The organism is Streptomyces sp. NPDC056883 (assembly GCF_042788835.1).
Classification (GTDB): Bacteria; Actinomycetota; Actinomycetes; order Streptomycetales; family Streptomycetaceae; genus Streptomyces; species Streptomyces stoeckheimensis.
The window spans coordinates 157899-181085 of the sequence record NZ_JBHUBS010000012.1; the positions used below are offsets into that span (position 1 = coordinate 157899).

25 protein-coding genes and 1 pseudogene are annotated in these 23187 nt (G+C 71.7%); 14 read left to right on the forward strand and 12 right to left on the reverse strand.

The annotated features are described in order from the left end of the window. The first annotated feature begins 42 nt into the window (after positions 1–42). Both ACFRU2_RS27055 and ACFRU2_RS27060 read left to right on the forward strand, forming a co-directional pair. On the forward strand, positions 43–942 hold the full coding sequence (locus ACFRU2_RS27055; RefSeq protein WP_382976605.1) for a trypsin-like serine protease: 900 nt from the start codon (positions 43–45) through the stop codon (positions 940–942). Beyond that, the gene (locus tag ACFRU2_RS27060) at positions 939–1322 is read left to right on the forward strand and encodes a DUF6086 family protein (protein WP_382976607.1); all 384 of its coding nucleotides are present in this window, start codon (positions 939–941) and stop codon (positions 1320–1322) included. The genes ACFRU2_RS27055 and ACFRU2_RS27060 overlap by 4 nt, the downstream gene beginning before the upstream one ends. Before the next feature lies 1 nt (position 1323). On the opposite strand, the gene ACFRU2_RS27065 is transcribed toward ACFRU2_RS27060, so the two are convergent. The 7 genes from ACFRU2_RS27065 to ACFRU2_RS27095 form a co-directional block, all read right to left on the reverse strand. Next, the gene (locus ACFRU2_RS27065; protein WP_250742649.1) at positions 1324–1776 is read right to left on the reverse strand and encodes an NUDIX hydrolase; all 453 of its coding nucleotides are present in this window, start codon (positions 1774–1776) and stop codon (positions 1324–1326) included. Positions 1777–1878: 102 nt separating this feature from the next. Beyond that, the gene (locus tag ACFRU2_RS27070; protein WP_382976609.1) at positions 1879–2898 is read right to left on the reverse strand and encodes a hypothetical protein; all 1020 of its coding nucleotides are present in this window, start codon (positions 2896–2898) and stop codon (positions 1879–1881) included. Positions 2899–2920: 22 nt separating this feature from the next. Continuing rightward, positions 2921–3460, reverse strand: coding sequence for a putative immunity protein (locus ACFRU2_RS27075; RefSeq protein ID WP_382976611.1), 540 nt, complete (start codon positions 3458–3460; stop codon positions 2921–2923). Positions 3461–3499: 39 nt separating this feature from the next. Further along, the gene (locus ACFRU2_RS27080; RefSeq protein WP_382976613.1) at positions 3500–4732 is read right to left on the reverse strand and encodes an ABC transporter permease; all 1233 of its coding nucleotides are present in this window, start codon (positions 4730–4732) and stop codon (positions 3500–3502) included. Then, positions 4732–5442, reverse strand: coding sequence for an ABC transporter ATP-binding protein (locus ACFRU2_RS27085; RefSeq protein ID WP_382976616.1), 711 nt, complete (start codon positions 5440–5442; stop codon positions 4732–4734). The genes ACFRU2_RS27080 and ACFRU2_RS27085 overlap by 1 nt, the downstream gene beginning before the upstream one ends. After that, positions 5439–6674 carry a peptidoglycan-binding protein gene (locus ACFRU2_RS27090; RefSeq protein WP_382976618.1) on the reverse strand — a complete coding sequence of 412 codons (1236 nt, stop codon included), beginning with the start codon at positions 6672–6674 and terminating at the stop codon, positions 5439–5441. The genes ACFRU2_RS27085 and ACFRU2_RS27090 overlap by 4 nt, the downstream gene beginning before the upstream one ends. After that, on the reverse strand, positions 6671–7177 hold the full coding sequence (locus ACFRU2_RS27095) for a hypothetical protein (protein WP_382976619.1): 507 nt from the start codon (positions 7175–7177) through the stop codon (positions 6671–6673). Before ACFRU2_RS27095 ends, ACFRU2_RS27090 begins: the two co-directional genes overlap by 4 nt. Positions 7178–7267: 90 nt before the next feature. On the opposite strand from ACFRU2_RS27095, the gene ACFRU2_RS27100 reads away from it, so the two are divergent. Genes ACFRU2_RS27100 through ACFRU2_RS27110 form a run of 3 tightly spaced genes read left to right on the forward strand, consistent with a single transcriptional unit; the run spans position 7268 to position 10131 of the window. Beyond that, positions 7268–7933 (forward strand): response regulator transcription factor, encoded by a 666-nt coding sequence (locus ACFRU2_RS27100; RefSeq protein WP_382976621.1) that lies wholly within the window; start codon positions 7268–7270, stop codon positions 7931–7933. After that, the gene (locus ACFRU2_RS27105) at positions 7930–9198 is read left to right on the forward strand and encodes a sensor histidine kinase (protein WP_382976623.1); all 1269 of its coding nucleotides are present in this window, start codon (positions 7930–7932) and stop codon (positions 9196–9198) included. The genes ACFRU2_RS27100 and ACFRU2_RS27105 overlap by 4 nt, the downstream gene beginning before the upstream one ends. A gap of 42 nt (positions 9199–9240) precedes the next feature. Further along, positions 9241–10131 carry a hypothetical protein gene (locus tag ACFRU2_RS27110; protein WP_382976625.1) on the forward strand — a complete coding sequence of 297 codons (891 nt, stop codon included), beginning with the start codon at positions 9241–9243 and terminating at the stop codon, positions 10129–10131. Here the strand turns inward: ACFRU2_RS27110 and ACFRU2_RS27115 are convergent. Beyond that, positions 10103–10762, reverse strand: coding sequence for a hypothetical protein (locus ACFRU2_RS27115; protein ID WP_382976627.1), 660 nt, complete (start codon positions 10760–10762; stop codon positions 10103–10105). The genes ACFRU2_RS27110 and ACFRU2_RS27115 overlap by 29 nt on opposite strands. 217 nt (positions 10763–10979) lie before the next feature. Between ACFRU2_RS27115 and ACFRU2_RS27120 the strand changes: the two genes are divergently transcribed. The 6 genes and pseudogenes from ACFRU2_RS27120 to ACFRU2_RS27145 all read left to right on the forward strand — a co-directional run bounded on the left by ACFRU2_RS27120 (position 10980) and on the right by ACFRU2_RS27145 (position 19459). After that, on the forward strand, positions 10980–11927 hold the full coding sequence (locus tag ACFRU2_RS27120) for an LLM class F420-dependent oxidoreductase (protein WP_382976628.1): 948 nt from the start codon (positions 10980–10982) through the stop codon (positions 11925–11927). Between the two features lie 11 nt (positions 11928–11938). Next, positions 11939–12724, forward strand: coding sequence for an SDR family NAD(P)-dependent oxidoreductase (locus ACFRU2_RS27125; RefSeq protein WP_382976630.1), 786 nt, complete (start codon positions 11939–11941; stop codon positions 12722–12724). Between the two features lie 115 nt (positions 12725–12839). Continuing rightward, positions 12840–13961, forward strand: a complete 1122-nt coding sequence (locus ACFRU2_RS27130; protein WP_250742633.1) for an LLM class flavin-dependent oxidoreductase — start codon at positions 12840–12842, stop codon at positions 13959–13961. Between the two features lie 429 nt (positions 13962–14390). Next, positions 14391–16178, forward strand: a pseudogene (locus tag ACFRU2_RS27135) (amidohydrolase family protein); the annotation flags it as partial. After that, positions 16175–17647: an aldehyde dehydrogenase family protein gene (locus ACFRU2_RS27140; protein WP_382976632.1), complete on the forward strand. Its 1473-nt coding sequence runs from the start codon at positions 16175–16177 to the stop codon at positions 17645–17647. The pseudogene ACFRU2_RS27135 and the gene ACFRU2_RS27140, both read left to right, overlap by 4 nt. A gap of 231 nt (positions 17648–17878) precedes the next feature. Next, the gene (locus tag ACFRU2_RS27145; RefSeq protein ID WP_382976634.1) at positions 17879–19459 is read left to right on the forward strand and encodes an APC family permease; all 1581 of its coding nucleotides are present in this window, start codon (positions 17879–17881) and stop codon (positions 19457–19459) included. A gap of 88 nt (positions 19460–19547) precedes the next feature. Here the strand turns inward: ACFRU2_RS27145 and ACFRU2_RS27150 are convergent, their stop codons facing one another. Further along, positions 19548–19889: a helix-turn-helix domain-containing protein gene (locus tag ACFRU2_RS27150; RefSeq protein ID WP_382756828.1), complete on the reverse strand. Its 342-nt coding sequence runs from the start codon at positions 19887–19889 to the stop codon at positions 19548–19550. A gap of 156 nt (positions 19890–20045) precedes the next feature. Between ACFRU2_RS27150 and ACFRU2_RS27155 the strand changes: the two genes are divergently transcribed. Beyond that, on the forward strand, positions 20046–20342 hold the full coding sequence (locus tag ACFRU2_RS27155) for a hypothetical protein (protein ID WP_274548094.1): 297 nt from the start codon (positions 20046–20048) through the stop codon (positions 20340–20342). An 18-nt stretch (positions 20343–20360) separates the two neighbouring features. Here ACFRU2_RS27155 and ACFRU2_RS27160 read toward each other — a convergent pair whose 3' ends face one another. Next, on the reverse strand, positions 20361–20852 hold the full coding sequence (locus ACFRU2_RS27160) for a nitroreductase/quinone reductase family protein (RefSeq protein ID WP_382976637.1): 492 nt from the start codon (positions 20850–20852) through the stop codon (positions 20361–20363). Next, positions 20849–21463: an NAD(P)-dependent oxidoreductase gene (locus ACFRU2_RS27165; RefSeq protein ID WP_382976639.1), complete on the reverse strand. Its 615-nt coding sequence runs from the start codon at positions 21461–21463 to the stop codon at positions 20849–20851. Before ACFRU2_RS27165 ends, ACFRU2_RS27160 begins: the two co-directional genes overlap by 4 nt. A 59-nt stretch (positions 21464–21522) precedes the next feature. Here ACFRU2_RS27165 and ACFRU2_RS27170 point away from each other — a divergent pair, with 59 nt between their 5' ends. Beyond that, entirely contained in the window at positions 21523–21945 is a 423-nt protein-coding gene (locus ACFRU2_RS27170; RefSeq protein ID WP_382976641.1) for a winged helix-turn-helix transcriptional regulator, read from the forward strand. Next, positions 21942–22730 carry a DUF4239 domain-containing protein gene (locus tag ACFRU2_RS27175; RefSeq protein ID WP_382976644.1) on the forward strand — a complete coding sequence of 263 codons (789 nt, stop codon included), beginning with the start codon at positions 21942–21944 and terminating at the stop codon, positions 22728–22730. The genes ACFRU2_RS27170 and ACFRU2_RS27175 overlap by 4 nt, the downstream gene beginning before the upstream one ends. A 38-nt stretch (positions 22731–22768) precedes the next feature. Here ACFRU2_RS27175 and ACFRU2_RS27180 read toward each other — a convergent pair whose 3' ends face one another. Beyond that, a complete protein-coding gene (locus ACFRU2_RS27180; RefSeq protein ID WP_382976646.1) occupies positions 22769–23167 on the reverse strand; it encodes a VOC family protein in 399 nt (132 codons plus the stop codon). Between the last annotated feature and the right edge of the window lie 20 nt (positions 23168–23187).

Consider the following 23187-nt stretch of genomic DNA (forward strand, 5'->3'; position numbering starts at 1 on the left):
AAGGCATGCTTCGCCGGAGCAAATTGGGGAGGGCTGTCGGCGATGGACAAGCGGACCGTGGTGACCGCGGTGCTGTGTGTGATGGCGGCGCTGGGCGCGTCTGCTGCCATGACGAAGGTGGTTCCGGCCGACGACGGCAAGGCCTCCGGGCAGGTGAAGGCGGCGCCTGGAGGGGCGTCGCCCACTGCAACTCCGTTGCCATCGCAAGCGCAGTCGTCTTTGCGGCCGCAGGCGCCGGACGCGTCTCGGTCGTCCGCCGCCCGGACGCCCGGCGCGTCGGCTTCGCCCTCCGCGCCGGGCGGGCCCACCGCCTTCGCCGGGGCGCTTTTCGAGGGCGAGGTGACGGGTGACCACTTCTGTACGGCGACCGTCGTGCACAGCCCCGGGCGGAACCTGATCGTCACCGCCGGCCACTGCCTGCGCGCCGGCCGGGCCGGAGAAGGCGGAGCCTCCTTCGCACCCGCGTACGCGGACGGGCGGGCCCCGTACGGCACCTGGAAGCTCGCGGAGGTCTTCGAGGACCCGCGGTGGTCGGACGCGACGAACGACGACTACGACCTGGCCTTCGCCCGCCTCGCCCCCGACGCCTCGGGCCGCAACATCGAGGACGTCACCGGCGCCGCCGTCCTGGACACCACGGGTCGCACGGACGAGCAGGTCACCGTGACGGGCTACCCGTCGGACCGCAAGGTCCCGCGCACCTGCCTGTCCCGCGCGGTGCGGCTCAGCGCCACGGAACAGCGCTTCGACTGCGCGGACTTCCCCACGGGCACGAGCGGCAGCTCGTGGATCGCCGCCGACGGGAAGATCATCGGCGTCCTGACCGGCGGGGACACGGACGACGTCTCGACGAGCACGATCCTGACCGGCTACGCGGCGGAGCTGTACGCGCGCGCGACGGCCGGGGGGACCGGGGCGGCAGGCGGGACCGTCGGCCGGTGAGCCAGTACTACGAGGTCGGGGACGAGACCCTCTGGAACCCTTCGAGCGGCGCCGCCCGGCTCTTCCACCGCCAAGTGGCCCTCTTCGAGGAGGAACTCGGCCTCCCGTCGGGCATCGGCCCGATGGAGATGGACGAGTGCCAGATCGACCCGGCCGCTCTCGGCGTCTTCGCCGAAGCCCTCGTTGCCCAACACGGCCACGCCGGCCACGCCGTCATCCGCGCCCTCTCGGAGGGCTTCGTCGCCACCGTGCTGGTACTGGCGGAGCGGGCGGGAGTGGACGGCCTCCGGGTCCCGCCGCTCCCGGGCTCCTACGAGGCCTCGGCGGAGGAAGCGCTGCGCGCGGCCGCCCGGGAGCTGTCCGGGAGGATGCCGCGCTGAATCAGGCGAGCAGGCCCAGGTGCACGGGCTCGGCGGGGGCCTCGTCGAGCAGCTCGGCGAGGCGCGGCGGCCACAGCGGTTCGCCGAGGGTGGCGAGGTTCCGCGGCGACAGCCACCGCCAATGGGCCTCGGGGTACTCCGGGACCGGGTCGCGGTGCGGGCCGCTGGTCACGTAGATGTGCTCGTACTGGCGTACCGGGATGCCCTGGTGGGTGAAGTCATGCTCCCAGGTGCAGAGCAGCCGCTCGGGCTCCAGGTCGGTCCACCCCGTCTCTTCCCGCAACTCCCGCCGCACGCACTCTTCGGGCGTCTCCCCGGGATCGATGCCACCGCCGGGCGGCAGCCAGTGGATGCCGACTTCCACGTTGTTCTCGCGGAAGAGGAACACGGATCCGGCGGGGTTGAGGACGACGATTCTGGCTGCCTGCCGAGGAGTTCGCGGTGAAGTGTGCATCAGACCAGCGTACGACGGGGGGTCCGGGGGCGGGAGAGGTCGGAGGGGGCGGGGGTGTTCGAGGCCGGGGGTGGGTGGCTCGGGCTGCGGGTTGGGCCCCGCCTACTGCAGGCTCCATCGGTGCGGGTGCCCGGGTTCGGTGGGGCAGGCGAAGATGTTCAGCAGGCCGTCTCGGCCGATCGTGAGTCGAGTGGGGCAGCGGTCCTGTAGGTGCTCGGGAACGTCCCGTTCCTCGGTGGGCATCCAGCTGCCGTCGGCGCCGCTCCACTCCCAGCTGTCGACGGTCAGCAGCAGGACCATGGGTGCGGCACAGGCTTCACAGTTCATCGGGTGGGGGTCGGTCGTGTGCCAGGAGGGGAATCCGCCCACTCGGCATCCCTGCGGAATGGACAGGTCATGGTGGTACGTGACCGGTTCGTCGTCCGGGCCGCGCTTCTCCGCCTTGCGTTCCTCCGCATCCTCCCAGGCGTCGATTCTCCTCCACAGCCCCGTCGGCAGTGAGCCGGCGTACGGGTAGGTGACGACCTGTTCGGGGTGCAGCACGCACGGCTCGGCGACCGCGCCCTCGAAGCCGACCAGCGCCGGCTGCGGCGGAGCGTCCAGGGGCACGGCCACCTGGTCGGAGTGGCGCCAGCGCACATGGGGGGCCAGGCCGTAGCGGCTCGGGCCGTGTGCCTCGAACGGGCACCAGAACACCTGGAGCAGGTCGCATCCGTCCGGGCCCGGCGGGAGGCCGGGCACGTCCCGCCGGTACAGCTGGACCAGGCCGATCAGCGGGATCGGATCGGTGTCGGCGATCTCCCGTTCGCGGTGCCTGTGGCCGAGCTCCTTGAGGAGGACCTGCTCCTCGTCGGTGGGCCGGTCACGGGCCCAGGCATCCGCGAGGACCTGACGCCCACGATGAATGTCCGCGACGCGGTACCCGCTGCTGCGCTTGTGCGGCGCGGTGCAGACCGGCCACGGCTCGTCGGCCGGCCACAGCAGCGGACCACCGACCGAGCTGACCGACGCGTCCGGACGTCCCGGCCGCGGGTGCAGTCGCGTCGTCACACCCCGAAACGCCCCCAGCTCCGGGAAGAGCTCCTCAACGTGCACGGGGCGCGGCGGCGTCGTTCGGGTCATGGCGGAGACCCTAAGCCACCCCTCAGGGAGTGGGTCTCAGGGCGGCGTCGAGTGCGCGGATGAGCTCTCCTACGCGGCCGCCTCCGGTGGGTGGGGCGGGCATGCGGGCGAGTACCCGGGCGACCGCGGGGGGTGCGTGATGGCTTGCCCATTCGAGGGTCTGGGTAGCGGCCTGGGGGTTTGGTCCTGAGGTCAGTTCTTCTGCGCGTGCCGTGTGGGCTGCTGCGCCCAGGATGTGCTTGATCTGGTGGGAGCTTGCCTTCGGGTGGAGGTAGGCGGCGCCGGCTGCGTGGCTCGCCGCTCGTGCCGCGTCGATCGCCGCGGGTGAATCGGTTTCCTGCGCCGCCTTGTACGCCGCCCACGCGCACTGCCGCAGGGCGGCCGTGCGGCGGCCGCCCGCGGCGAATGCGTCTGCTGCCTCGATGGCCTCGCGAGGGCGGGCATCGCCGGGATGGTCCTGTTCGAAGACCGGCAGGACCCTCCGTGCGCAATCCGCCGCGTAGCCCGTGATCGCACGCAGCTCGTCTTCGGTCAGTTCGATCTCGTCCGGCTTGCTCGCCATGGCCCCATCCTCTCGCTCCGCTGCCGGCGCGTGCCCTCCCTACCCCGCCTGCAGGGCCAGTGTCGGTGACAGCTTTGCTGCGCGGACCGCCGGGTAGAGGCCTGCCACCGTGCCGATGGCGAGGGTGGCTGCGAAGCCGCCGGTGACGGCCCAGAGGGGGACGACCCAGGGGAGGTCGCCGGCTTGGGCGTACACCGCCGTGGCGGCGCCGCCCAGGGCGATGCCGGCCAGGCCGCCCAGGCCCGACAGGAGCAGGGACTCCGTGACGAACTGGATGCGGATCTGGCCCTTGGTGGCGCCCAGGGAGCGGCGCAGGCCGATCTCGTGGCGGCGTTCCAGGACTGAAATGATCATGGTGTTCGCGACGCCGACCCCTCCGACGAGTAGGGCGATGCCGCCCAGGCCTAGGAGGAGGGTGCTGAAGGCGCCTTCGGTGGCGGCCTTCGCCTGTAGGGCCGCCGAGGGGTCCGTGACCGAGACCGTGCTCGGGCTCTCGGGGTTCGTTGTTTTGGCGATGAGGTTGCGGACCTGTTGGACGCGGTCGTCTGCGGAGCGTTCGTAGATGGAGGTGGGGTGGCCGTCGAAGCCCAGGAGGCTTTGGGCGGCGTCCCAGCCGATGAGTGCCGAGCGTTCGATCTCCGGCGCGAGGGGGATCGGGTCGAGGATGCCGATGACCGTGAAGTACTGCCCGGCGATGAACACCTGCCCGCCCGGCCCCGTGATGCCCAGGCGCTCGGCGGTGACGTGTCCGAGGACCACGGAGGGGTAGCGGCCGGTGGCGTCGTTGAGCCAGGTGCCGCTCTGCATCCGGGCGCGGAGGGTCTTCAGGAGGTCGTCCTTCGCCGCCTTGAGGGCGATGCCGCCCGTGTCCTCCTTGGGGATGTTCTCGCTGCGGCGGACGGATTCCTTTACGTCTCCTGTCGTGCCGACCGATTCGACTCCGTCGATCCGGGCGATCATGCCGGGGGCGTCCTTGGGGAGCGTGGTGTCCTGCCCGGAGAACATCGACTGGCCGGGCGTCGCGACCAGCATGTTCGTGCCGAGCTTGTCGAGTTCCCGGAGCAGCTTGGCCTGGCTGGACGAGGAGATGCCGACGACCGCGATCATCGTCGCGATGCCGATCGCGATCCCGAGCGCGGACAGGAAGACGCGCATGGGCCGTGAGCGCAGCCCCGCCGATCCCACGTGGAACACGTCGCGGGGGCCGAGCCGGGGAGGGGACAGCTTGCGTGTTGGTTTGCCGGCCGCGCGGGGCTTCGTACGGGCACCCATTACGCGCCCACCCCCAGCGCGTCCGCGTTCCACACGTCGGCCACGATCTCGCCGTCGCGGAGGCGGACCTGCCGGGGCAGGCTCGCCGCGATCTCGTTGTCGTGGGTGATCACGGCGATGGTGGCCCCGTCCTGGTTGAGCTCGTGCAGCAGTTCCATCACCGACGCGCCGGACGCCGTGTCCAGGGCGCCCGTCGGCTCGTCGGCGAGCAGCAGGTCCGGTTCGCCCGCCACCGCGCGGGCGATCGCCACGCGCTGCTTCTGCCCGCCGGACAGTTCGTGGGGACGGTGGTCCATGCGGTCGCCGAGGCCGACGCGCTCCAGGGCGCGTTCGGCCCGGCGTCCGCGTTCGGTGCGGGAGAGGCCGGAGTAGAGGAGGCCTTCGGCGACGTTGGCGCGGGCGCTGATGCCGGGGACCAGGTGGAAGGACTGGAAGACGAAGCCGACGTGGCGGGAGCGCAGGGCGGAGAGCGCGCGGTCGGAGAGGGTCGCGATGTCGTACCCGGCGATGGCGACGCGGCCGGCGGTCGGGCGGTCGAGGGTGCCGACGATGTGCAGGAGCGTGGACTTGCCGGAGCCGGACGGGCCGACGATGGCGAGGAGTTCGCCGTTCAGGACGGTGAGGTCGACTCCGCGCAGGGCCGCGACGCCGCCGGGGTACTCCTTGGTGACGCCGGTCAGTTCGACGACCGCGTGGGCGTGTTGGTTCATGACGCGGGGACTCCTACGAGCATGCCCTCCTTGAGGGCGTCCCCCTTCACTTCCACCCGGCCCTGGCCGAACATGCCGAGCTCGACCTTGACCTCGCGGACCTTGCCGTCCTCGACGACCTGGACTCCGAAGCCGCCTTCGGCGAGGGCGAGGAGCGCGTTGACCGGTACGGAGAGCACTCCCTTGCGGACCTCGCCCGTCAGGCCCACCGAGACCGGGGACTGGTCGGGGCCCGTGGCCTCGGCGGGGTTGTCGAGGGCGATCTCGACGTCGACCTTCGGCTTCTTGTCGCCACCGCCGCCCCCGCCGCCGCCTCCCGAGGACGGGTCGTCGCCGTTGGCGGTGGTGCCGATCGAGCTGATCTTGCCCTTGGCGGTGCCGCCGCCGGGCAGGCTCACGGTCACCGGGTCGCCGGTCTTGACCTTGCCCGCCTTGGCCACGTCGAGCTGCAGGCGGACCATCCGCTCGGTGCCGGTCAGGGTCATGACGGGCTTGCCGGCGGCCGCCTCGTCGCCGACCGCCATGTCGTTCTTCTGGATCCGCTGGGGTCCGGAGGCGAAGGCGATGTCGCCCTTGCCGACCTCGCCGGTCTCCTTTGTCTTGTGGGACTTCTGCCAGCGTTTGACGGCGGTGGCCGTGCCGTCGGTGAAGGTGCCGTCGGAGGTGTCCAGGCCGGTGCCGAAGCCGAGGGCCTGGAGGTTCTGCTTGAGCTGCTTGACGTCCTCGCCCTTGTCCCCGGACTTCATGGACCGGTACATGGGGGTGGAGCCGTACATCAGGCGCACCGGCTTGCCGTTGACCTCGTAGAGCTTGCCGTCGCGTTCTACGGAGGAGCCGGCGGGCGCCACCCAGGTCAGGGTCGCGGAGCCGGAGCCGGAGCCGGAGCCGGAGCCGGAGCCGGAGCCGGAGCCGGAGCCCGTTCCCGCCCCGCCGGCGCCCGGGGCGCCTCCGGCCCCGCCGGCGCCCGGGGCGCCTCCGGCCCCGCCGGGCGCGTCCGTGCCCACCGCGTTGAGCTTGCGTTCCTTCGCGAAGCCGAGGGTCCCGTCGGCCTTGAAGCCGGAGCTCAGGTCGCCGCGCGTGACCGGCGAGGTGGCCCCCGGCAGCCCGTCCGAGCGGTCCTGCTTCGCGCCGCCGCCGTCGGTCGCCGGCTGGGCCACGACCGCGTACCCGCCGCCGGTGACGGCGAGCACGACGAACAGCGAGCCCAGGACCCATTTCCTGCGCTTGCTCACTTGTCCGCGCCGCACTTGTTGAGCTGGTCCATGAACTTGTCCTTGTCGGCCCCCTCGGGGAGGGAGAACCCCGTCCGCGCGTTCCCGTTGAACTCCGGGTCCGGCATGTCGAAGCCGTGCTCCCGCATGCACTTGGCCTGGGCGAGGGCCTTGTCCTTCTCGGCCTGCGATATCTCGCCACCGCCGCCGCCGGGGGCCGACATCCCGCACTTCTCCATGGCCTTCTTCAGCGCCTCCTGGTCCGCGCCCGCACCCACCGTCATACCGCGCGGGTCCTCGCCGGGCTTCGGGTCGGGGGCGTCCACGCCGTTGTCGCGCAGGCACTTGCGCAGCTTGAGGGCGTTGTCGGCGTCCGCGCCGCCGCCCGAGCCGCCCGATCCGCCGGACTGCGAGGAGCCGTCCTCCTTCTTGTCCGAGCCGCCGGCGCCGCCCGTGCACGCGGTGACGAAGAGGGTCAGGCCGGTGAGGAGCGCGGCCGCGGTCATGGTCGTTGATCGCTTCATGGGCTCGAGACTGCGCGAACAGCGGGTTTCGCTTCTCTAACGGCTCGTGCTTACAACGGCGAAATGCGCCGCTCCGGTAAAGAGGACGCCATGCGAGTTCTGGTGGTGGAGGACGAGGAGTTCCTGCGGGAGATGATCGCCGAGGGGCTGCGCGGCGACGCGCTGGCCGTCGACGAGGCGAGCGACGGTCTGGAGGCCTTGCGCCGTCTGCGCCTGGGCGCGTACGACGTCCTCGTCCTGGATCGCGACCTGCCGGGCCTGCACGGCGACGAGGTCTGCCGCCAGGTGGTGCGCGAGCGGCTACTGACCCGCGTCCTGATGCTGACGGCCTCCGGGACCGTACGGGACCGGGTGGAGGGCCTCGGCCTCGGCGCCGACGACTACCTCACCAAGCCGTTCGCCTACGACGAGCTGCTCGCCCGGGTCCTGGCGCTCGGCCGGCGCGCCCAGCCGGCCCTGCCGCCGGTGCTGGAGCGGGCGGGGGTGTCCGTGGACGTCGCGCGGCGCACCGCCACCCGGGAGGGGCGCCGGCTGGCGCTCTCGCGCAAGGAGTTCGCCGTCCTGGAGTCGCTGCTGCGCGCGGAGGGCGCGGTCCTCAGCAGTGACGACCTGATCGAGCAGGTGTGGGAGGAGGACACCTCGTACAGCACCAATGCGGTACGGGTGACCCTGAGCAAGCTGCGCGCCAAGCTGGGGGAGCCGCCCCTGATCGAGACGGTCCCGGGCGCCGGATACCGGATCGGCGATCCGCGATGAGAGCAGTGCTCCATTCCGAGCGCGCCCGTCTCACCGTCCTCTACGGCTCCCTGCTGCTCCTCGCGGGCGGCGGCCTCATCGCACTGATCAACATCCTGCTCCGCAACGGCCTCTACAGCCGCATCAGCGGCGCCGTCACGACCGTCGCGCCGGCCATCAAGGGCACTCCGCCGTCCGTGATCCCGGGCCAGCGGGTCCCCGTGCCCGCGGAGAAGCTCGACTCCGGCACCGGTCTCATTCCGGGCACCGGAGCCAGTGCGAGCCCCGAGCAGCTCGCCCAGTGGCAGGCCACCCGCAACCTCTCCGCCGCCGTCGAGCAGGCCACCCTCCACGAGCTGCTGGTCGTCTCCCTCGTCGCCCTCGCGGTCTTCGCCGTCCTGTCCATCTGGCTGGCCTGGTGGATGGCCGGCCGCGTCCTGCGCCCCGTCGGCGTGATCACCGAGACGGCCCGGCGGCTGTCCGGCGCCAACCTCCACGAGCGGATCGGCCTCCGGGCCCCGCCCGGCGAACTCAAGCGGCTGGCGGACACCTTCGACGGGATGCTCGACCGGATGGAGGAGCTGGTCGGGGCGCAACGCCGGTTCGCCGCGAACGCCGCCCACGAGCTGCGCACCCCGCTCGCCGTGCAGCGGGCGGCCGCCGAGATCGGGCTGGCGGGGGAGCCGCCGCCGGAGAAGGTGGCCCGGATCCGCTCCAAGCTGATCGAGGTCGCGGACTCCAGTCAGCACCTCGTCGAGTCGCTGCTCCTGCTCGCCGTCTCGGAGGAGGGTCTGGAGGCGACGGAGCCGGTGGACCTGGCGGAGCTCGCGGAGGCGGAGCTGGCCGGCATCGAGGGGACGGCCCCTCAGGACCTGGTGGTGGTACGGGACCTCGCGCCGCTGACCGTAGCGGGCGACCGGACCCTCCTGGGGCACCTCGTACGGAACCTGCTGGCCAATGCCGTACGTCACAACCGCGCGGGCGGCCGTCTGGAGGTGGCGACCTCCCGGGAGGGGGTGCTGACGGTCTCCAACACCGGTCCGGTGATCGAGCCGGGGGACGTGCCGCGGCTGCTGGAGCCCTTCCGGCGGAGGGCGGAGCGGCAGCATACGGCGGGCGAGGGCGCCGGGTTGGGGCTTTCGATCGTCGCGTCGATCGCGCGGGCGCACGGCGCGGAACTGACGGCGCGGGCCAACCCGGCGCCGGGCGGCGGGTTGATGGTCCGGGTCTGGTTCCCGGCCGGGTCACCGGCTGCGCGACCCGCCGGGGAAACGCCGGGCGCTTGACCGGTCAACAAAAATGAAGATCGGCTGTGTACGGTCGGGTCAATGAGCAAGCACGCCCGAGCCGGCTCCCGCGCGACCCGTCCGTCCCGCACACCCGGTACGACCCGCCCGTCCCGACGCTCCCGCGCCGGCGGTACGCGGCGCGCCGACGGGGGCTCCCGGGGATCTCGGGGCGCCCGCGGCTCGCGCCCGCTCGCCTTCGCGGCCGCCCTCGGGCTGCTCGGCTTCGGCGCGGGCTGGGTGTACCTGGCCCACGACCCGCCGGCCAACGCCGCGGCCCGCGTGGCGGCCGACGCCCGGCCGCCGGCGCAGGAGCGGGCCGCGCGGGCGGCCGAGCGCGACCCCCTCCAGGGCCTGCCCGCGCTCAGCGAGCAGACCCGGGCGAAGATCCCCGCGGACGCCCGCCAGCTCATCCTGGTCACCGGCAAGGCGAAGGACTCCTCGGAGTCCACCGCGGCCCTGTACACCCGTCCGGCGGCCGGCGCCGACTGGGCGAAGAGCGACAGCTGGCCCGCACGCAACGGAGCCAAGGGCTGGTCCACGGAGCGTACGTACGGGGACCTGACCTCCCCCGAGGGCGTGTTCGCGCTCACCGACGCGGGCGGGCTGCTGGCGAAGCCGCCCGGCACGAAGTTCCCGTACGACCAGGACCGCTCCTTCGTGGCGACGGGCCGTGGGGTCAACGGGGAGTCGCTGCGCGGCTCCTTCGACTATGTCGTCGCCATCGACTTCAACCGCAAGACGGGGGTGAGTCCGCTCGACCCGACGAAGCCCGAGGGCGAGGAGAAGGGCGGCAACATCTGGCTCCATGTGGACCACGACGGCCCCTCGCAGGGCTGCGTGGGCATCCCGAAGGCCGCGATGCAGAAGGTCCTGGAGACCCTCGACCCGGCGGCCAAGCCGGTCATCGTGATGGGGCCGCAGGGCTTCTGACGGGCTCGCCCGCCGCGGGCTTCGCAGCCGGGTCGCGGGCCAGCAGGGCGATGTACGCCAGGTCGAACACGGCGCACAGCAGCCCCAGCCCGAGGATGAACGGTGCGTCCTCGATGATCCCGAAGAGGAAGGTCGGCGCGAGCGTGCCGAGCCATTTGGCGACGGCGATCACCAGCGACTGCCCGTGCCGGCCGCCCCTGCTCGCGTAGAGGGCGATGAACAGGCCGGACATCAGCAGGTTCTGCAGGAACGCCGAGTACCGGCTCGAGTCGTGCGTGCCGAAGTGGGCGACGAAGAGCCACTGCACGGCGAAGGCGCATCCGAAGACGAGCACGCTCCAGACGGCGAACAGCGGCCGGGTCACGAAGCCGGGCAACTCGGCCCGCCCGTAGCGCAGGTACGTGTACACGATGACGATGTCGGCGACCGCCCACACTACGTTAACGACGGCTTGCGCCGTGACTCCGGAGTTGTGGAACTCGTAGTAGGCGTAGGTGGTTTCCCACGCGAAGTTCAGCGCGAGCGCCGCGACGGGCATCGCGTACGTCCGGTCGCGCAGCCCCACCCGGATCGCCTCGACGTACACGAGGGTCCAGGCCAGCCCGCTGATCAGGGTCAGAAAGAGATCCACGGGCGGCACCCTAGCGGGGTACCCGGGATTCAGACATCCCTTCGGGCTGCGGACCGGTACGAGCCGACTCGGCTACCCGGCCGCAGTTTTGGTGGCACCCCGCAACACCCGATCGGGTGTATTGCACCCACCCCTTGCCTGACGACCCGTCAGCTACGACGATGGCCCCCGCACCGGTATGACGAATCGGCAGTCGAGGACGAGGCGGGTACGGCCCATGGCGCGCGTGTTTCCGGAAGGTCGGCTGGTCTACGGGATGCAGCTCCCGATCCAGTCGCAGAGCACCATCTATGCCGAGCCCTGGGAGGCGACGGCCGGCGCGGCCGATCTCGCCGCGGTCGCCCGCGCGGCCGACCGGGCCGGCTTCGGCTACGTCGCCACCTGCGACCACGTGGCCATCCCGCGGCACATGGCCGGCCCCATGAGCACCATCTGGTACGACCCGATCGCCACCCTCTCCTTCCTGGCCGGGATCACCGAGAACGTGCGGCTGCTCAGCCACGTCGCGATCCTCGGCCTGCGCCACCCGCTGCTCAGCGCCAAGCAGTACGCCACCGTCGACCACCTCTCCGGCGGCCGGCTGATCCTCGGCGTCGGCGCCGGGCACGTGAAGGAGGAGTTCGAGGTGCTCGGCGTGGACTTCGCGCGCCGCGGCGCCGTCCTCGACGAGACCCTCGACGCGCTGCGCGCCGCCCTCGGGCCCGAGGAGTACCCGGAGTTCGAGGGCGAGCTGTTCTCCTTCAAGGACCTCGGGCAGCTGCCCCGCCCCGTCCAGGCCCGGATCCCGGTCTGGGTGGGCGGCTCCTCGCCCGCCGCCGTCCGCCGGGCCGCCGTGCGCGGCGACGGCTGGCTGCCGCAGGGCGACCCGCTCGACAAGCTTCCGGCGCAGATCGCCCGGATCAAGGAGCTCCGCGCCGAGGCCGGGGTCACCGGACCCGTGGAGTTCGGCGCGATCACCGCGCCGCTGTACGTCGGCGAGCCCGGCTGGGACACCGGCCGGCGCACCCTCACGGGCAAGGCGGAGGCGCTCGCCGAGTCGCTGCGCGCGTACAAGACGATCGGCATCGACCAGATCCAGGTCCGCTTCCGCAACCGCGACCGGGCCGAACTAATCGACCAGATCACCGCTTTCGGGTCCGAAGTGGGCCCACTCCTCAACGACTAGGAGCCACGGGTATGGGCAAGCTGGACGGACGCGTCGTCATCATCACGGGTGCCGCGCGCGGCCAGGGCGAGCAGGAGGCCCGGCTCTTCGCCGCGGAGGGGGCCAAGGTGCTCCTGGGCGACGTGCTGGACGAGCAGGGCGCGGCGGTCGCCAAGGAGATCGGCGAGGACCGGGCCCGGTACGTACGGATGGACGTGAGCCGGGAGGAGGACTGGGCGGCCGCCATCGCGGCGGCGAAGGAGGTCTTCGGCGAGGTCAACGGCCTGGTCAACAACGCGGGCATCCTGCGCTTCAACGAGCTGACGGCCACCCCGCTGGAGGAGTTCCAGCACGTGGTCCAGGTCAACCAGGTCGGCGCCTTCCTCGGCATCAAGTCGGTGGCCCCGGAGATCGAGGCGGCCGGCGGCGGCACGATCGTCAACACCTCCTCGTACACGGGCCTGACGGGCATGGCGTACGTGGGCACGTACGCGGCGACCAAGGCGGCGATCCTGGGCCTGACCCGGGTGGCCGCGCTGGAGCTGGCCGCGAAGAACATCCGGGTCAACGCGATGTGCCCGGGGGCCGTGGACACTGCGATGGCCACCCCCGGGAACACGAATCCGGCGGACCTGCCCCAAGAGGCCCGGGACGCCATGGCGGAGCTCTACCAGCGCGTGGTGCCGATGGGCCGGGTGGGCCGGCCGGAGGAGATAGCCAAGCTGGCGCTGTTCCTGACCAGCGAGGACTCCTCCTACATCACCGGCCAGCCGTTCGTGATCGACGGGGGCTGGATGGCTGGCGTCAGCATCCTCTAGCTCCGCCCGACCATATCTGATGGAGCGTCAGGTATTGACGCTCCCGCCCCCGCGATGGAACAGTCGTGACATCGAATCTGACGCAACGTCAGAAACAGAAGGACGGTGAATCCCCTTGGAATTCGGGCTCTTTGTGCAGGGATACGTGCCTGAGGCACGGTCCAAGGTCGACCCCGAGGCAGAGCACAAGGCGCTGATCGAGGAGACCGAGTACGTCATCCAGGCGGACAAGTCCGGGTTCAAGTACGCCTGGGCCTCCGAGCACCACTTCCTGGAGGAGTACTCGCACCTTTCGGCGAACGAGGTGTTCCTCGGGTACCTCGCTCACGCCACCGAGCGCATCCACCTCGGCTCCGGCATCTTCAACCCGCTCGCCCCGGTCAACCACCCGGTCAAGGTGGCCGAGAAGGTCGCCATGCTCGACCACCTCTCCAAGGGGCGCTTCGAGTTCGGCACCGGCCGCGGCGCCGGCAGCCACGAGATCCTCGGCTTCCTTCCCGGCATCGAGGACATGAACGGCACCAAGGAGATCTGGGAAGAGACCATCGCCGAGTTCCCCAAGATGTTCCTCCAGGAGGAGTACGAGGGGTTCCAGGGCAAGCACTGGTCGCTCCCGCCGCGCAAGATCTTCCCCAAGCCGTACGGCAAGGCCCACCCGGCCATGTGGTACGCCGCCGGCTCCCCCTCCTCGTACGCCATGGCCGCCAAGAAGGGCCTCGGAGTCCTCGGCTTCAGCGTCCAGAAGGTCTCCGACATGGCCTGGGTGCTGGAGCAGTACAAGACCGCGATCCAGGAGGCGAAGGCCATCGGCGCCTTCGTCAACGACAACGTCATGGTCACCTCGACCGCGATCTGCGCCGAGACCCACGACAAGGCCGTCGAGATCGCCGTCAACGCCAACATGAACCGCTTCCAGTCGCTGGTCTTCCGCTACCACGACACCTTCCCGCGCCCCGAGATCATCCCCGAGTGGCCCGAGATCCTCCCCGAGTACAACGCGGAGATCGTCGAGCTGCTGATCGAGGAGGAGCTGCTCATCTGCGGCGACCCCTCCGAGGTCCGCGCGCAGTGCAAGCGCTGGGAGGAGGCCGGCGCCGACCAGCTCTCCTTCGGTCTGCCGACCGGCGTCTCGCCCGAGGACACGATGACCACCATCAAGCTCATCGGCGAGCACGTCATCCCGCACATCGACACCGACCCGGTGCACCGCACCACGCGCTTCCGCGAAGGCGCATAGCCCCGCGGGGGAACGGGGGCGGCGTCTTCCCGGACCGCCGCCCCACAACCGGCCCCGGCCGGAGTCACGCCGTGGCTGCGGCCGGCCCGGCGGACCCCGACCGGGGCTCCCGGCGGTACCCGTGCGGCGCCGCTGCCGGGGACCAGCCCCCGGACCCCCGCTCCTCAAACGCCGGAGGGGCTGGATTCGGCTGAGGCCGGCCTCCTCCCGCGTCTCGCTCGTGGGCGCGGCCACATGTGCCTCCGGCGGCGCCTCAAACGCCGGCGGGGCTGGATTTCGGCGGGCACCGGCTCGCACGTGACCGTCGGCGGTCGGCAAAACCCGGCCCGCATGCGGCCGTTGGCGGTCCGGGGAATCCGGCCCGCACGTGACCGCCGGTGGTCTGGAACATCCAGCCCCTCCGGCGTTTGAGGAGCGGGGTCCGGGGCGGAGCCCCGGGAGACGGCGCGCAATGCGAACACCGGCAGAGAGGACGTCATGCTCGACCACCTGATCAAGGGCGCCACCGTCGTGGACGGGACCGGCGCCCCGGCCCGCGTGGCCGACGTAGGGATACGCGACGGCCGCATCGCCGTCATCGCCGAGCCGGGAGCGGTCAGCGAACCCGCGGCGACCAGCGAGGACGCGACCGGCCTCGTCCTCACCCCCGGGTTCATCGACCCCCACACGCACTACGACGCCCAGCTCTTCTGGGACCCGTACGCGACCCCCTCCATGAACCACGGAGTGACCACCGTCGCGGGCGGCAACTGCGGATTCACCCTGGCACCCCTCAACCCCGCCCGCCCCGAGGACGCCGACTACACCCGCCGCATGATGAGCAAGGTCGAGGGCATGGCGCTCAAGGCCCTCGAAGAGGGCGTCGACTGGACCTGGTCCACCTTCGGCGAATACCTCGACGCGCTCGACGGCCGCATAGCGGTCAACGCAGGCTTCATGGTCGGCCACTGCGCGCTGCGCCGGCACGTCATGGGCGAGGACGCCGTCGGCGGCCAGCCCACCGACGAGCAGATGCAGGCGATGCTCGACCTGTTCCACGACGCCATGAACGCCGGCGCCTGGGGCCTGTCGACCACCCAGTCCTCCACCCACTCCGACGGCTCCGGCGCCCCCGTCGCCTCCCGGCACGCCAAGCCCGAAGAGCTCCTCGCGCTCTCCCGGGCGGTCGCCGAACACGAGGGCACCCAGCTCGAAGCGATCGTCGCCGGCTGCCTGGACCAGTTCGCGGACGAGGAGATCGACCTCTTCGTCGAGATGAGCGCGGCCGCCGGACGGCCCCTGAACTGGAACGTGCTGACCATCGACGCCTCCGTCCCCGAGCGCGTGCCGCGCCAGCTGATCCCCAGCGAGCGCGCCCGCAAGGCCGGCGGCCGCATCGTCGCGCTGACGATGCCGATCCTGACCCCCATGAACATGTCGCTGGGCACCTTCTGCGCCCTCAACCTCATCCCCGGCTGGGGCGAGATCCTGGGCCTGCCCGTCCCCGAGCGCATCGCGAAGCTGCGCGACGCCGAGGTGCGCGCCGAGATGCTGCGCCGCGCGGCCAGCAAGGAGGCCGGGGTCTTCCGGCGCCTGGCCAACTTCGGCCGCTACGTCATCGGCGACACCTACAGCGAGGCGAACGAGGGCCTGTCCGGCCGCGTGGTCAACGACATCGCGGCCGAGCGCGGCCAGGACGCCTTCCAGTGCCTGGTGGAGATCTGCGCCAACGACGACCTGCGTACGGTGCTCTGGCCCATGCCGACCGACAACGACCCGGCGAGCTGGGCGCTGCGCGCCGAGACCTGGCAGCACGAGGACGTCATGCTCGGCGGCTCCGACGCCGGCGCCCACTTGGACCGCATGTGCGGAGCCCCGTACACGACCCGTTTCCTCGGGGACTGCCTGCGCGGCCGCAAGCTGGTGCCGCTGGAGCAGGCGGTACGGATGCTCACCGACGACCCGGCCCAGCTGTTCGGGCTGCGCGAGCGCGGCCGGATCGCCGAGGGGTTCCACGCGGACCTGGTGCTCTTCGACCCGGAGCGGATCGAGGCGGGACCGGCCACCCTGGTGCACGACCTGCCCGGGGACAGCCCGCGGCTGGACGCGCGGGCGATCGGCATGGTGTCCGTACGCGTCAACGGCGTGGAGACCATCCGCGACGACGAGGTCACGGGGGCGATCCCGGGGATCGTGCTCCGTTCGGGCCGGGACACGAGGACGGTGAGCACCCGATGAGCTCCGACACCCCCCAGAAGCTCTACATCGGCGGCGAGTGGGTCGAGCCGGCGGGCGGGCACTACGAGGTGGTCAACCCGGCCGACGAATCCGTCGTCGGCCTGGCCCCCGAGGCCTCGCGCGGGCAGGTCGAGGACGCGGCGCGCGCCGCGGCCGCGGCCTTCGAGGGCTGGTCCCGGACGAAGCCGGAGGAGCGGGCCGCGATCCTGGACCGGGCCGCGGACATCATCCAGCGCGAGTACGAGCCCTGGGCGGCGCTCGCCCAGGCCGAGACGGGCGCCCCCACCGGGATCGCGCGCGGCATGCAGGTCGGGGTGGGCGTGGCCCGCTTCCGCCGGTACGCGAAGGGCGCGCTGGAACCGGTCGAGCGCGGGCTGCCGCCGCAGGTCACCGAGGCGGGCCCGATGGGTGCGGCGAGCATCCTCGGGGCGCTGGAGGTGCGCCAGCCGGTCGGGGTCGTCACCTGCATCACCTCGTACAACAACCCGTGGGCCAATCCGGCGGGCAAGGTGGCCCCGGCGCTGGCCATGGGCAACACGGTGGTCGTCAAGCCGGCCCCGCAGGACCCGCTGTCGGTGTTCCGGATGGCGGAGGCGCTGCACGAGGCCGGGGTCCCGGCGGGCGTGGTGAACGTGGTCTCCGGCACCTCGGTGGAGGTCGGCGAGGCGGCCGTGGACTCCCCGGACGTGGACATGGTGTCCTTCACCGGCTCCACGGGCGTGGGGCAGCGCATCGCCGAGGTCTGCGGCCGCACGATGAAGCGGCAGCTGATGGAGCTGGGCGGCAAGGGTGCGGCGATCGTCCTGGCGGACGCGGACCTGGACGCGGCGGTGATGGGGATCGGCACCACCTTCTCCTTCTACTCCGGGCAGATCTGCACGGCTCCGACCCGGGTGATCGTCCACCGGTCGGTGTACGAGCAGCTGGTGGAGAAGCTGGAGGGCTACCTGGCCTTCATGAAGGTCGGGGACCCGTCGGTGCGCGGCACCGTGGTGGGCCCGGTCATCTCGGCGGCGCACCGGGACCGCGTGGAGTCGTACGTCGAGCTGGGCAAGAAGGAGGGCGCCCGGATCGCCTTCGGCGGCGAGCGTCCGGTGGTCGGTACGGAGGGGAAGGGCTTCTACGTGGCCCCGACCCTGCTCGTCGACTGCACGAACGACATGCGCGTGGTCCGGGAGGAGATCTTCGGGCCGGTGGTCGTGGTGGTGCCGTTCGACGGGGATGAGGACGAGGCGGTGGCGCTGGCCAACGACAGCGACTTCGGCCTGATCAGCTACGTGTGGTCCGCGGACGCGGCGCGCGCCTTCCGGGTGGCGCGGCGGCTGCGGGCGGGCGGGGTCGGCGTGAACACCATCGGGCGGAACATGGAGGCGCCCTTCGGCGGCTTCAAGCGCTCGGGGGTCGGCCGGGACGTGGGCTCGTACGCACTGCACGCATACAGCGAGATGCAGTCGATCGTCTGGGCTTGACCAAATATTGACCCGGAAAGTTTGAAACCGGTCAAAACGGACAGTGCTGCGGTTTCCGCATGGTGAAACAAAAGGTCCAGGCCTGCCGAAACGATGATCGGCAGGCCTGTGAACCTTCCATTACATCCTCGTGAAGAGTCTCGATCTCGAGATTCGAAGGGCTTTCGGCGTGTGAGGGACCGGACTTTTGTCCTCCGTATGTGGAAAACGCAGCGTCTAACGTCCTGACGTATGACACAGCTGGACGTTCGGCCCCAGGCCGGAGACACGGTAAGCGGAGCCACCCCCCGGGGTGGCTCCGATGGTGACGTGCGCGGCAAGGGCCTCGGCAAGGGCTCCGTCGGCCTCGTGGGAAGCGCCGTCATCGGTATCTCCACCGTCGCCCCCGTCTACTGCCTGACCTCCACCCTCGGCTCCACCGCCGGTGAAGTCGGCATGCAGATGCCGGCGATCTTCCTGGCGGGCTTCCTGCCGATGCTCCTGGTGGCCTTCGCGTACCGCGAGCTCAACAAGGCCATGCCGGACTGCGGCACCTCGTTCACCTGGACCGTGAAGGCCTTCGGCCCGCGGATCGGCTGGATGTGCGGCTGGGGCCTGGTGATCGCCACGATCATCGTGCTCTCCAACCTGGCCGGCGTCGCCACCTCCTACTTCTGGCTGCTGGCCGGGGAGGTCACGGGCAACGAATCGATCGCCGCCCTGGACGACAACAAGCTCGTCCACATCGTCACCTGCCTCACCCTCATCGCCGCCGCGACCGCCATCAGCTACCGCGGCATGACGGCCACCAAGGGCGTCCAGTACGCGCTCGTCGGCCTCCAGCTCGCCGTCCTCGCCATCTTCGTGGCGATGGCCTTCCAGAAGGCCTCGGCAGGCACCTTCGACACCGGCCTGGACTTCTCCTGGTCCTGGATGAACCCCTTCGCGGTCGAGTCCATGGCGGCCTTCACCGCCGGACTCTCGCTGTCGATCTTCATGTACTGGGGCTGGGACGCCTGCCTGGCCACCAACGAGGAGACCACCGGCTCCGCGAAGACCCCCGGCCGCGCCTCGCTCATCGCGATGGTCGTCCTGGTCGGCTCGTACCTGGCCACCGGCATCGCCGCCCAGATGGTCGTCGGCTCCGGCACCGAAGGCCTCGGTCTCGCCAACGAGGAGACCTCCGGCAACGTCTTCGCCGCCCTCGCCGGCCCGGTCATGGGCCCGGTGCTCGGCGTCCTGCTCTTCGTCGCGGTCCTGGCCTCCGCGGCCGCCTCCCTGCAGACCACCTTCATCCCGGTGGCCCGCACGGTGCTGGCCATGTCCACGTACGAGGCGCTGCCGCCCTCCTACGCCAAGGTCCACCCGAAGTTCAAGACCCCCGGCCGCGCCACGATCATGGCGGGCGTCGCCACCGGCGTCTTCTACACGGTGATGACCCTGGTCAGCGAGAACGTCCTGACCGACACGATCTTCGCGCTCGGCCTGATGATCTGCTTCTACTACTCGCTGACGGCCTTCGCCTGCGTCTGGTACTTCCGCGGCGACCTGCGCAAGTCCGCCCGCGACCTGTTCTTCAAGGGCGTCTTCCCGGTCCTCGGCGGCGTGCTGCTGGCCTCCGTCTTCTTCAAGACCCTGTACGACGCGTGGGACCCGTCCTACGGCTCGGGCTCCACGCTCCCCGGCCTCGACGTCGGCAACGTCTTCGTCATCGGCGTCGGCCTGCTGGCCCTCGGCCTGGTCGTCATGTTCGTCACCGAACGCCGCAGCCCCGCCTTCTTCCGCGGCGAGGTCCTGACGAAGTCCACCCCGTCCCTGGTGGTCGAAGACTGACCCCGGGGCCCCCGGCCCCTCCCCCCCCGCTGTGTCATGCACGCCCGCGGCCCCGGATCGATCCTCCGATCCGGGGCCGCGGGCGTTGTCAGCCGAGGGTGTACTGCTCGTCGCCGAACTCGGCGACGATCTTGAGCTTGCCGCCGAGGGCGCGCACGTAGGCGGCGAGGGTCTCGACCTCGCTGCGCTCCAGCTCGCCGTTCTCGATCCGGGAAACGCGTGCCTGGGTCACCCCCATGGCTTCCGCGACCTGGACCTGAGTGGTGTGCTGCCGCTTGCGGACCTCCGCCAAGCGGTGGGCGCGCACGACGGAGATCATCTCCGCCGCCCCCCGGTCGATCTCCGCCTGCTCGGCGGGCGAGAAGGCGAACTCCTCGACGAGGTCGTCCCAGCGGGCTGCCTTGGCGCTGCGGTCGGGTGTCGGACTCACGGAGTGTCCTCCTCCTGCTGTGTCGACTATGACCCTTACGACATATTACGCACGTGTTATGTCGTGGAACGGGAGTCGCAGACGGCCGTTCTTCGACTCGTGTGAGGAGGTGGGGCCGGGCGGTGACTCGGGGTCGGGAGAGTCGTTGGGTCGGGCATGAACGCCATCAAGCGCAGCCTTGCCGCCCTCGTCCTGTCCGGAGGGGCGGCCCTCGCCCTCAGTCCCGCCGTCGCGCACGCCGCCGACGAGCCCGCCATCCAGGGGCCCCCGATCACCCAGCGCGTCGGCGAGATCGTCGACCACCCCGGGGGCGCCGTCAAGGACGCGAAGACGGCGGTGGAGATCACGGCCTCGGCCGCCGGCAACGCGTCGAAGGCGACCGACGCCTCCCTCGGCGGAGCCGGGACCGCGCTGTCGTCCGGGCTGCCGAAGCCGCCGAAGGTGCGTGCCTGAGCGCTCGCCACGCGAGGTTCAGCCGCCCGTGCGAGTGACCAGGACCAGCGGGATGTCACGGCCGGCCGTCCGGGCGGCCGTGTCCCGGTAGGCCGCGTACGAGGGCATCGCGGCCACCACCAGCGGCCACAGCCGCTCCGTCTCCGCCGGGCTCGCGGGGCGGGCGAGCGCCGGGAAGGTCTCAGTGCCGACCTGGAGCGTGACGGCCGGGTCGGCGCACAGGTTCAGGTACCAGGCCGGGTGGTGCCCGGCCCCCGCGTTGGACGCCGTGAGGACGTACGCCGCGTCGGCGGCCTCCCCGTCGGGAACGTAGGCCAGCGCCGTGCGCCGCGGCACCCCGGAGCGGCGCCCCCGCGTGGTCAGCAGCAGGTCGCGGATCCCGGGCCGCGGCACCCCGCCGGTCTCCTCGAAGCGGCGGATGTGGTCCGCCACCCAGGGGTTCGGGCTGTCGGTGGGGGCCGGGCCCCTCGGCGCGGGCGTCGCGGGCGCCGCGGGCGGGGTGCCGGTCATGCCCCCGTCACCCCCGCGTGGGTCCGGTGCACGGTCGGGGCCAGCAGCTCGTCCAGGACGGCCCGGGCGAAGTCCGCGTGCGGGATCCGGGCCCCGGCGTCGGCGGGAGCGAAGGCGTAGCCGCGCCCGGTCCCCGCCCCCTCGGCGGTGAAGTCGCCCGACGGGCTCAGCACCGCCCAGTCCAGGCCCGCCGGTGCGGCCGCCCGCAGGGCCTCGGTGCCGGCGCCGTGGCCGACGTAGAACTCCCGCCACTCCTGCGGGTAGCCCGGGGTGTCCATCAGCGGCTCCCCGGACCCCGTGGGGAGTACGGACGCCAGCCCGACGGACACCAGGCGTCCGACCCCGGCCCCGCCCAGCCCCGCCGCCAGCGCGCGGGCGGCCGCCGGGAAGAACGCGCCGGGGACGGCCCCCGTGTCGTACACCGCCGCCACCGCCGCGTCGTGTCCGGCGGCGAGCCGCTCCACGTCCGCCGCCGAGGTGACGTCCCCGTCCGCCCGCCCGGCCGCGGTGACCTCGTGGCCCCGGGCCCGCGCCTCGGCGACGACGGCCCGGCCGACGCGGCCGCCCGCACCGAAGACGATGATCTTGATTGTGGTCCCCTGGTTCGTCATGTCACGGACCCTAGGGGGAGGGGTGGTTACCGATCGGATACCGCCCTACCGTGTGGATCATGACCGAGAAGCAGGTGCCGCCACCGCCACCGCCGCCGCCCCCACCCCCGCCCCCACCCCTCGATCCCGAGATGTTCGACCCCGTCTGCCCCTCGCCGCTGGTGCCGTTCCGGATCGGCGACAAATGGGCCACGCTGATCCTGCGCTGCCTCCAGGACGGCCCCCGCCGCTTCTCGGAGCTCAAGGTCCCGCTGCGCGAGATCACCGCCAAGTCCCTCACCCAGTCCCTGCGCGGGCTGGAGCGCGACGGCTTCGTGGTGCGCACGGAGTACGAGACCCCGGCGCGCCGGGTCGAGTACGCCCTCACCCCGCTCGGCCGGGGCCTGCTGGGCCCCCTGGACGCGGCGTGCGACTGGACGCGGGAGCACTGGGACGAACTGCTCGACGCTCAGGAGGCGGGGGGCTCGTTGGGCAGGACATGATCCTCTGGTTGCTCAATCACCTCAGCACATCCGTCCTCGGCGTCCTGCTCGTCGGCGGCTTCGTCGCCCTCGCCATCGGCGGCAGCCTGGCCGCCCGCCGCCGCTTCCCGCACCTCGCGGACGGCGACCACAACGAGATGGTCGGGGTGGCCCTCGGGATGTTCGGCGCGATCTACGGCATCATCCTCGCCTTCGTCGTCGTCACCCTGTGGACGCAACTGGAGAACACCCAGACCATCGTCGCGACCGAGGCCACCGACCTGGCCCTGGTCGTCCGCAGCGCCGAAGTCTTCCCGCCGGCCGAACGCGCCCGCGTGGACCGGGCGGTGGGGGACTACGTCCACGCCGTCGTCGAGGTCCAGTGGCCCCTCATGCGCGAGGGCCGGCCCAGCTACGAGGCCACCGCCGAGCAGACGCACGCCCTGTACACCGCCCTCCAGGCCTACGAGCCCGCCGGCCCCCGGAGCGAGACCTTCTACGGGGAGGCCGTCGGCCGCCTCAACGACGTGGCCGCGCAGCGCCGGGCGCGCGTGACGATGGCCGAGACCTCGCTGCCGCCGCTGCTCCAAGTGCTCGTGTACGGCGGCGCGTTGGTGATCCTCCCGCTGACCTTCCTCTTCGGTCTGCGGAGCCTGAAGATGCAGCTGCTGTTCGTCTCGGCGGTGGCGGGGCTGATCGGCTTCAGCCTGCTGCTCGTGATGGCCCTCGACCGGCCCTTCGCCGGGGATCTGAGCGTCAGCCCGGCGCCGTACAAGGACGCGGCACTGGCGCAGTTCTGGCGGTAGGGGCGGACGCGCGGCGCGTGCAGCCCCGCCGCCGTCGCTCAGCCCCAGGTACGGGAGGACAGGACGAGCTGGTAGCCGTCGGGGTCGGTGACGGTGACCCCGTAGGTGTCCCAGTACGGGTTGTGGGCGGGCGTACGGGTCCCTCCGTGCTCCACGAGCCGGGCCACGAGGGCCTCGTCGGGGGCCTCGCCGAGGTAGATGACGAAGAGGTCCTCGGGGGTGGGGGAGGGGGCCACCGGGTTCTCCGGGTCGCGGGTCAGCTCGAAGTGCCAGCCGCCCCCGGGGGGCCCGACCATCAGCAGGTCGTGGTGCCCGGAGACCCGCTCGGTGGTGCGCCACTGCACGTCGAGCCCGAGCCCTCCCACGTAGAACCGCTCGGCGGCGGCCAGGTCGAGGGAGGGCCGGGCGATCCGGATGTGCGCGCGTGAGTCGATCATGAAGGAGAGGGTACGGCCCC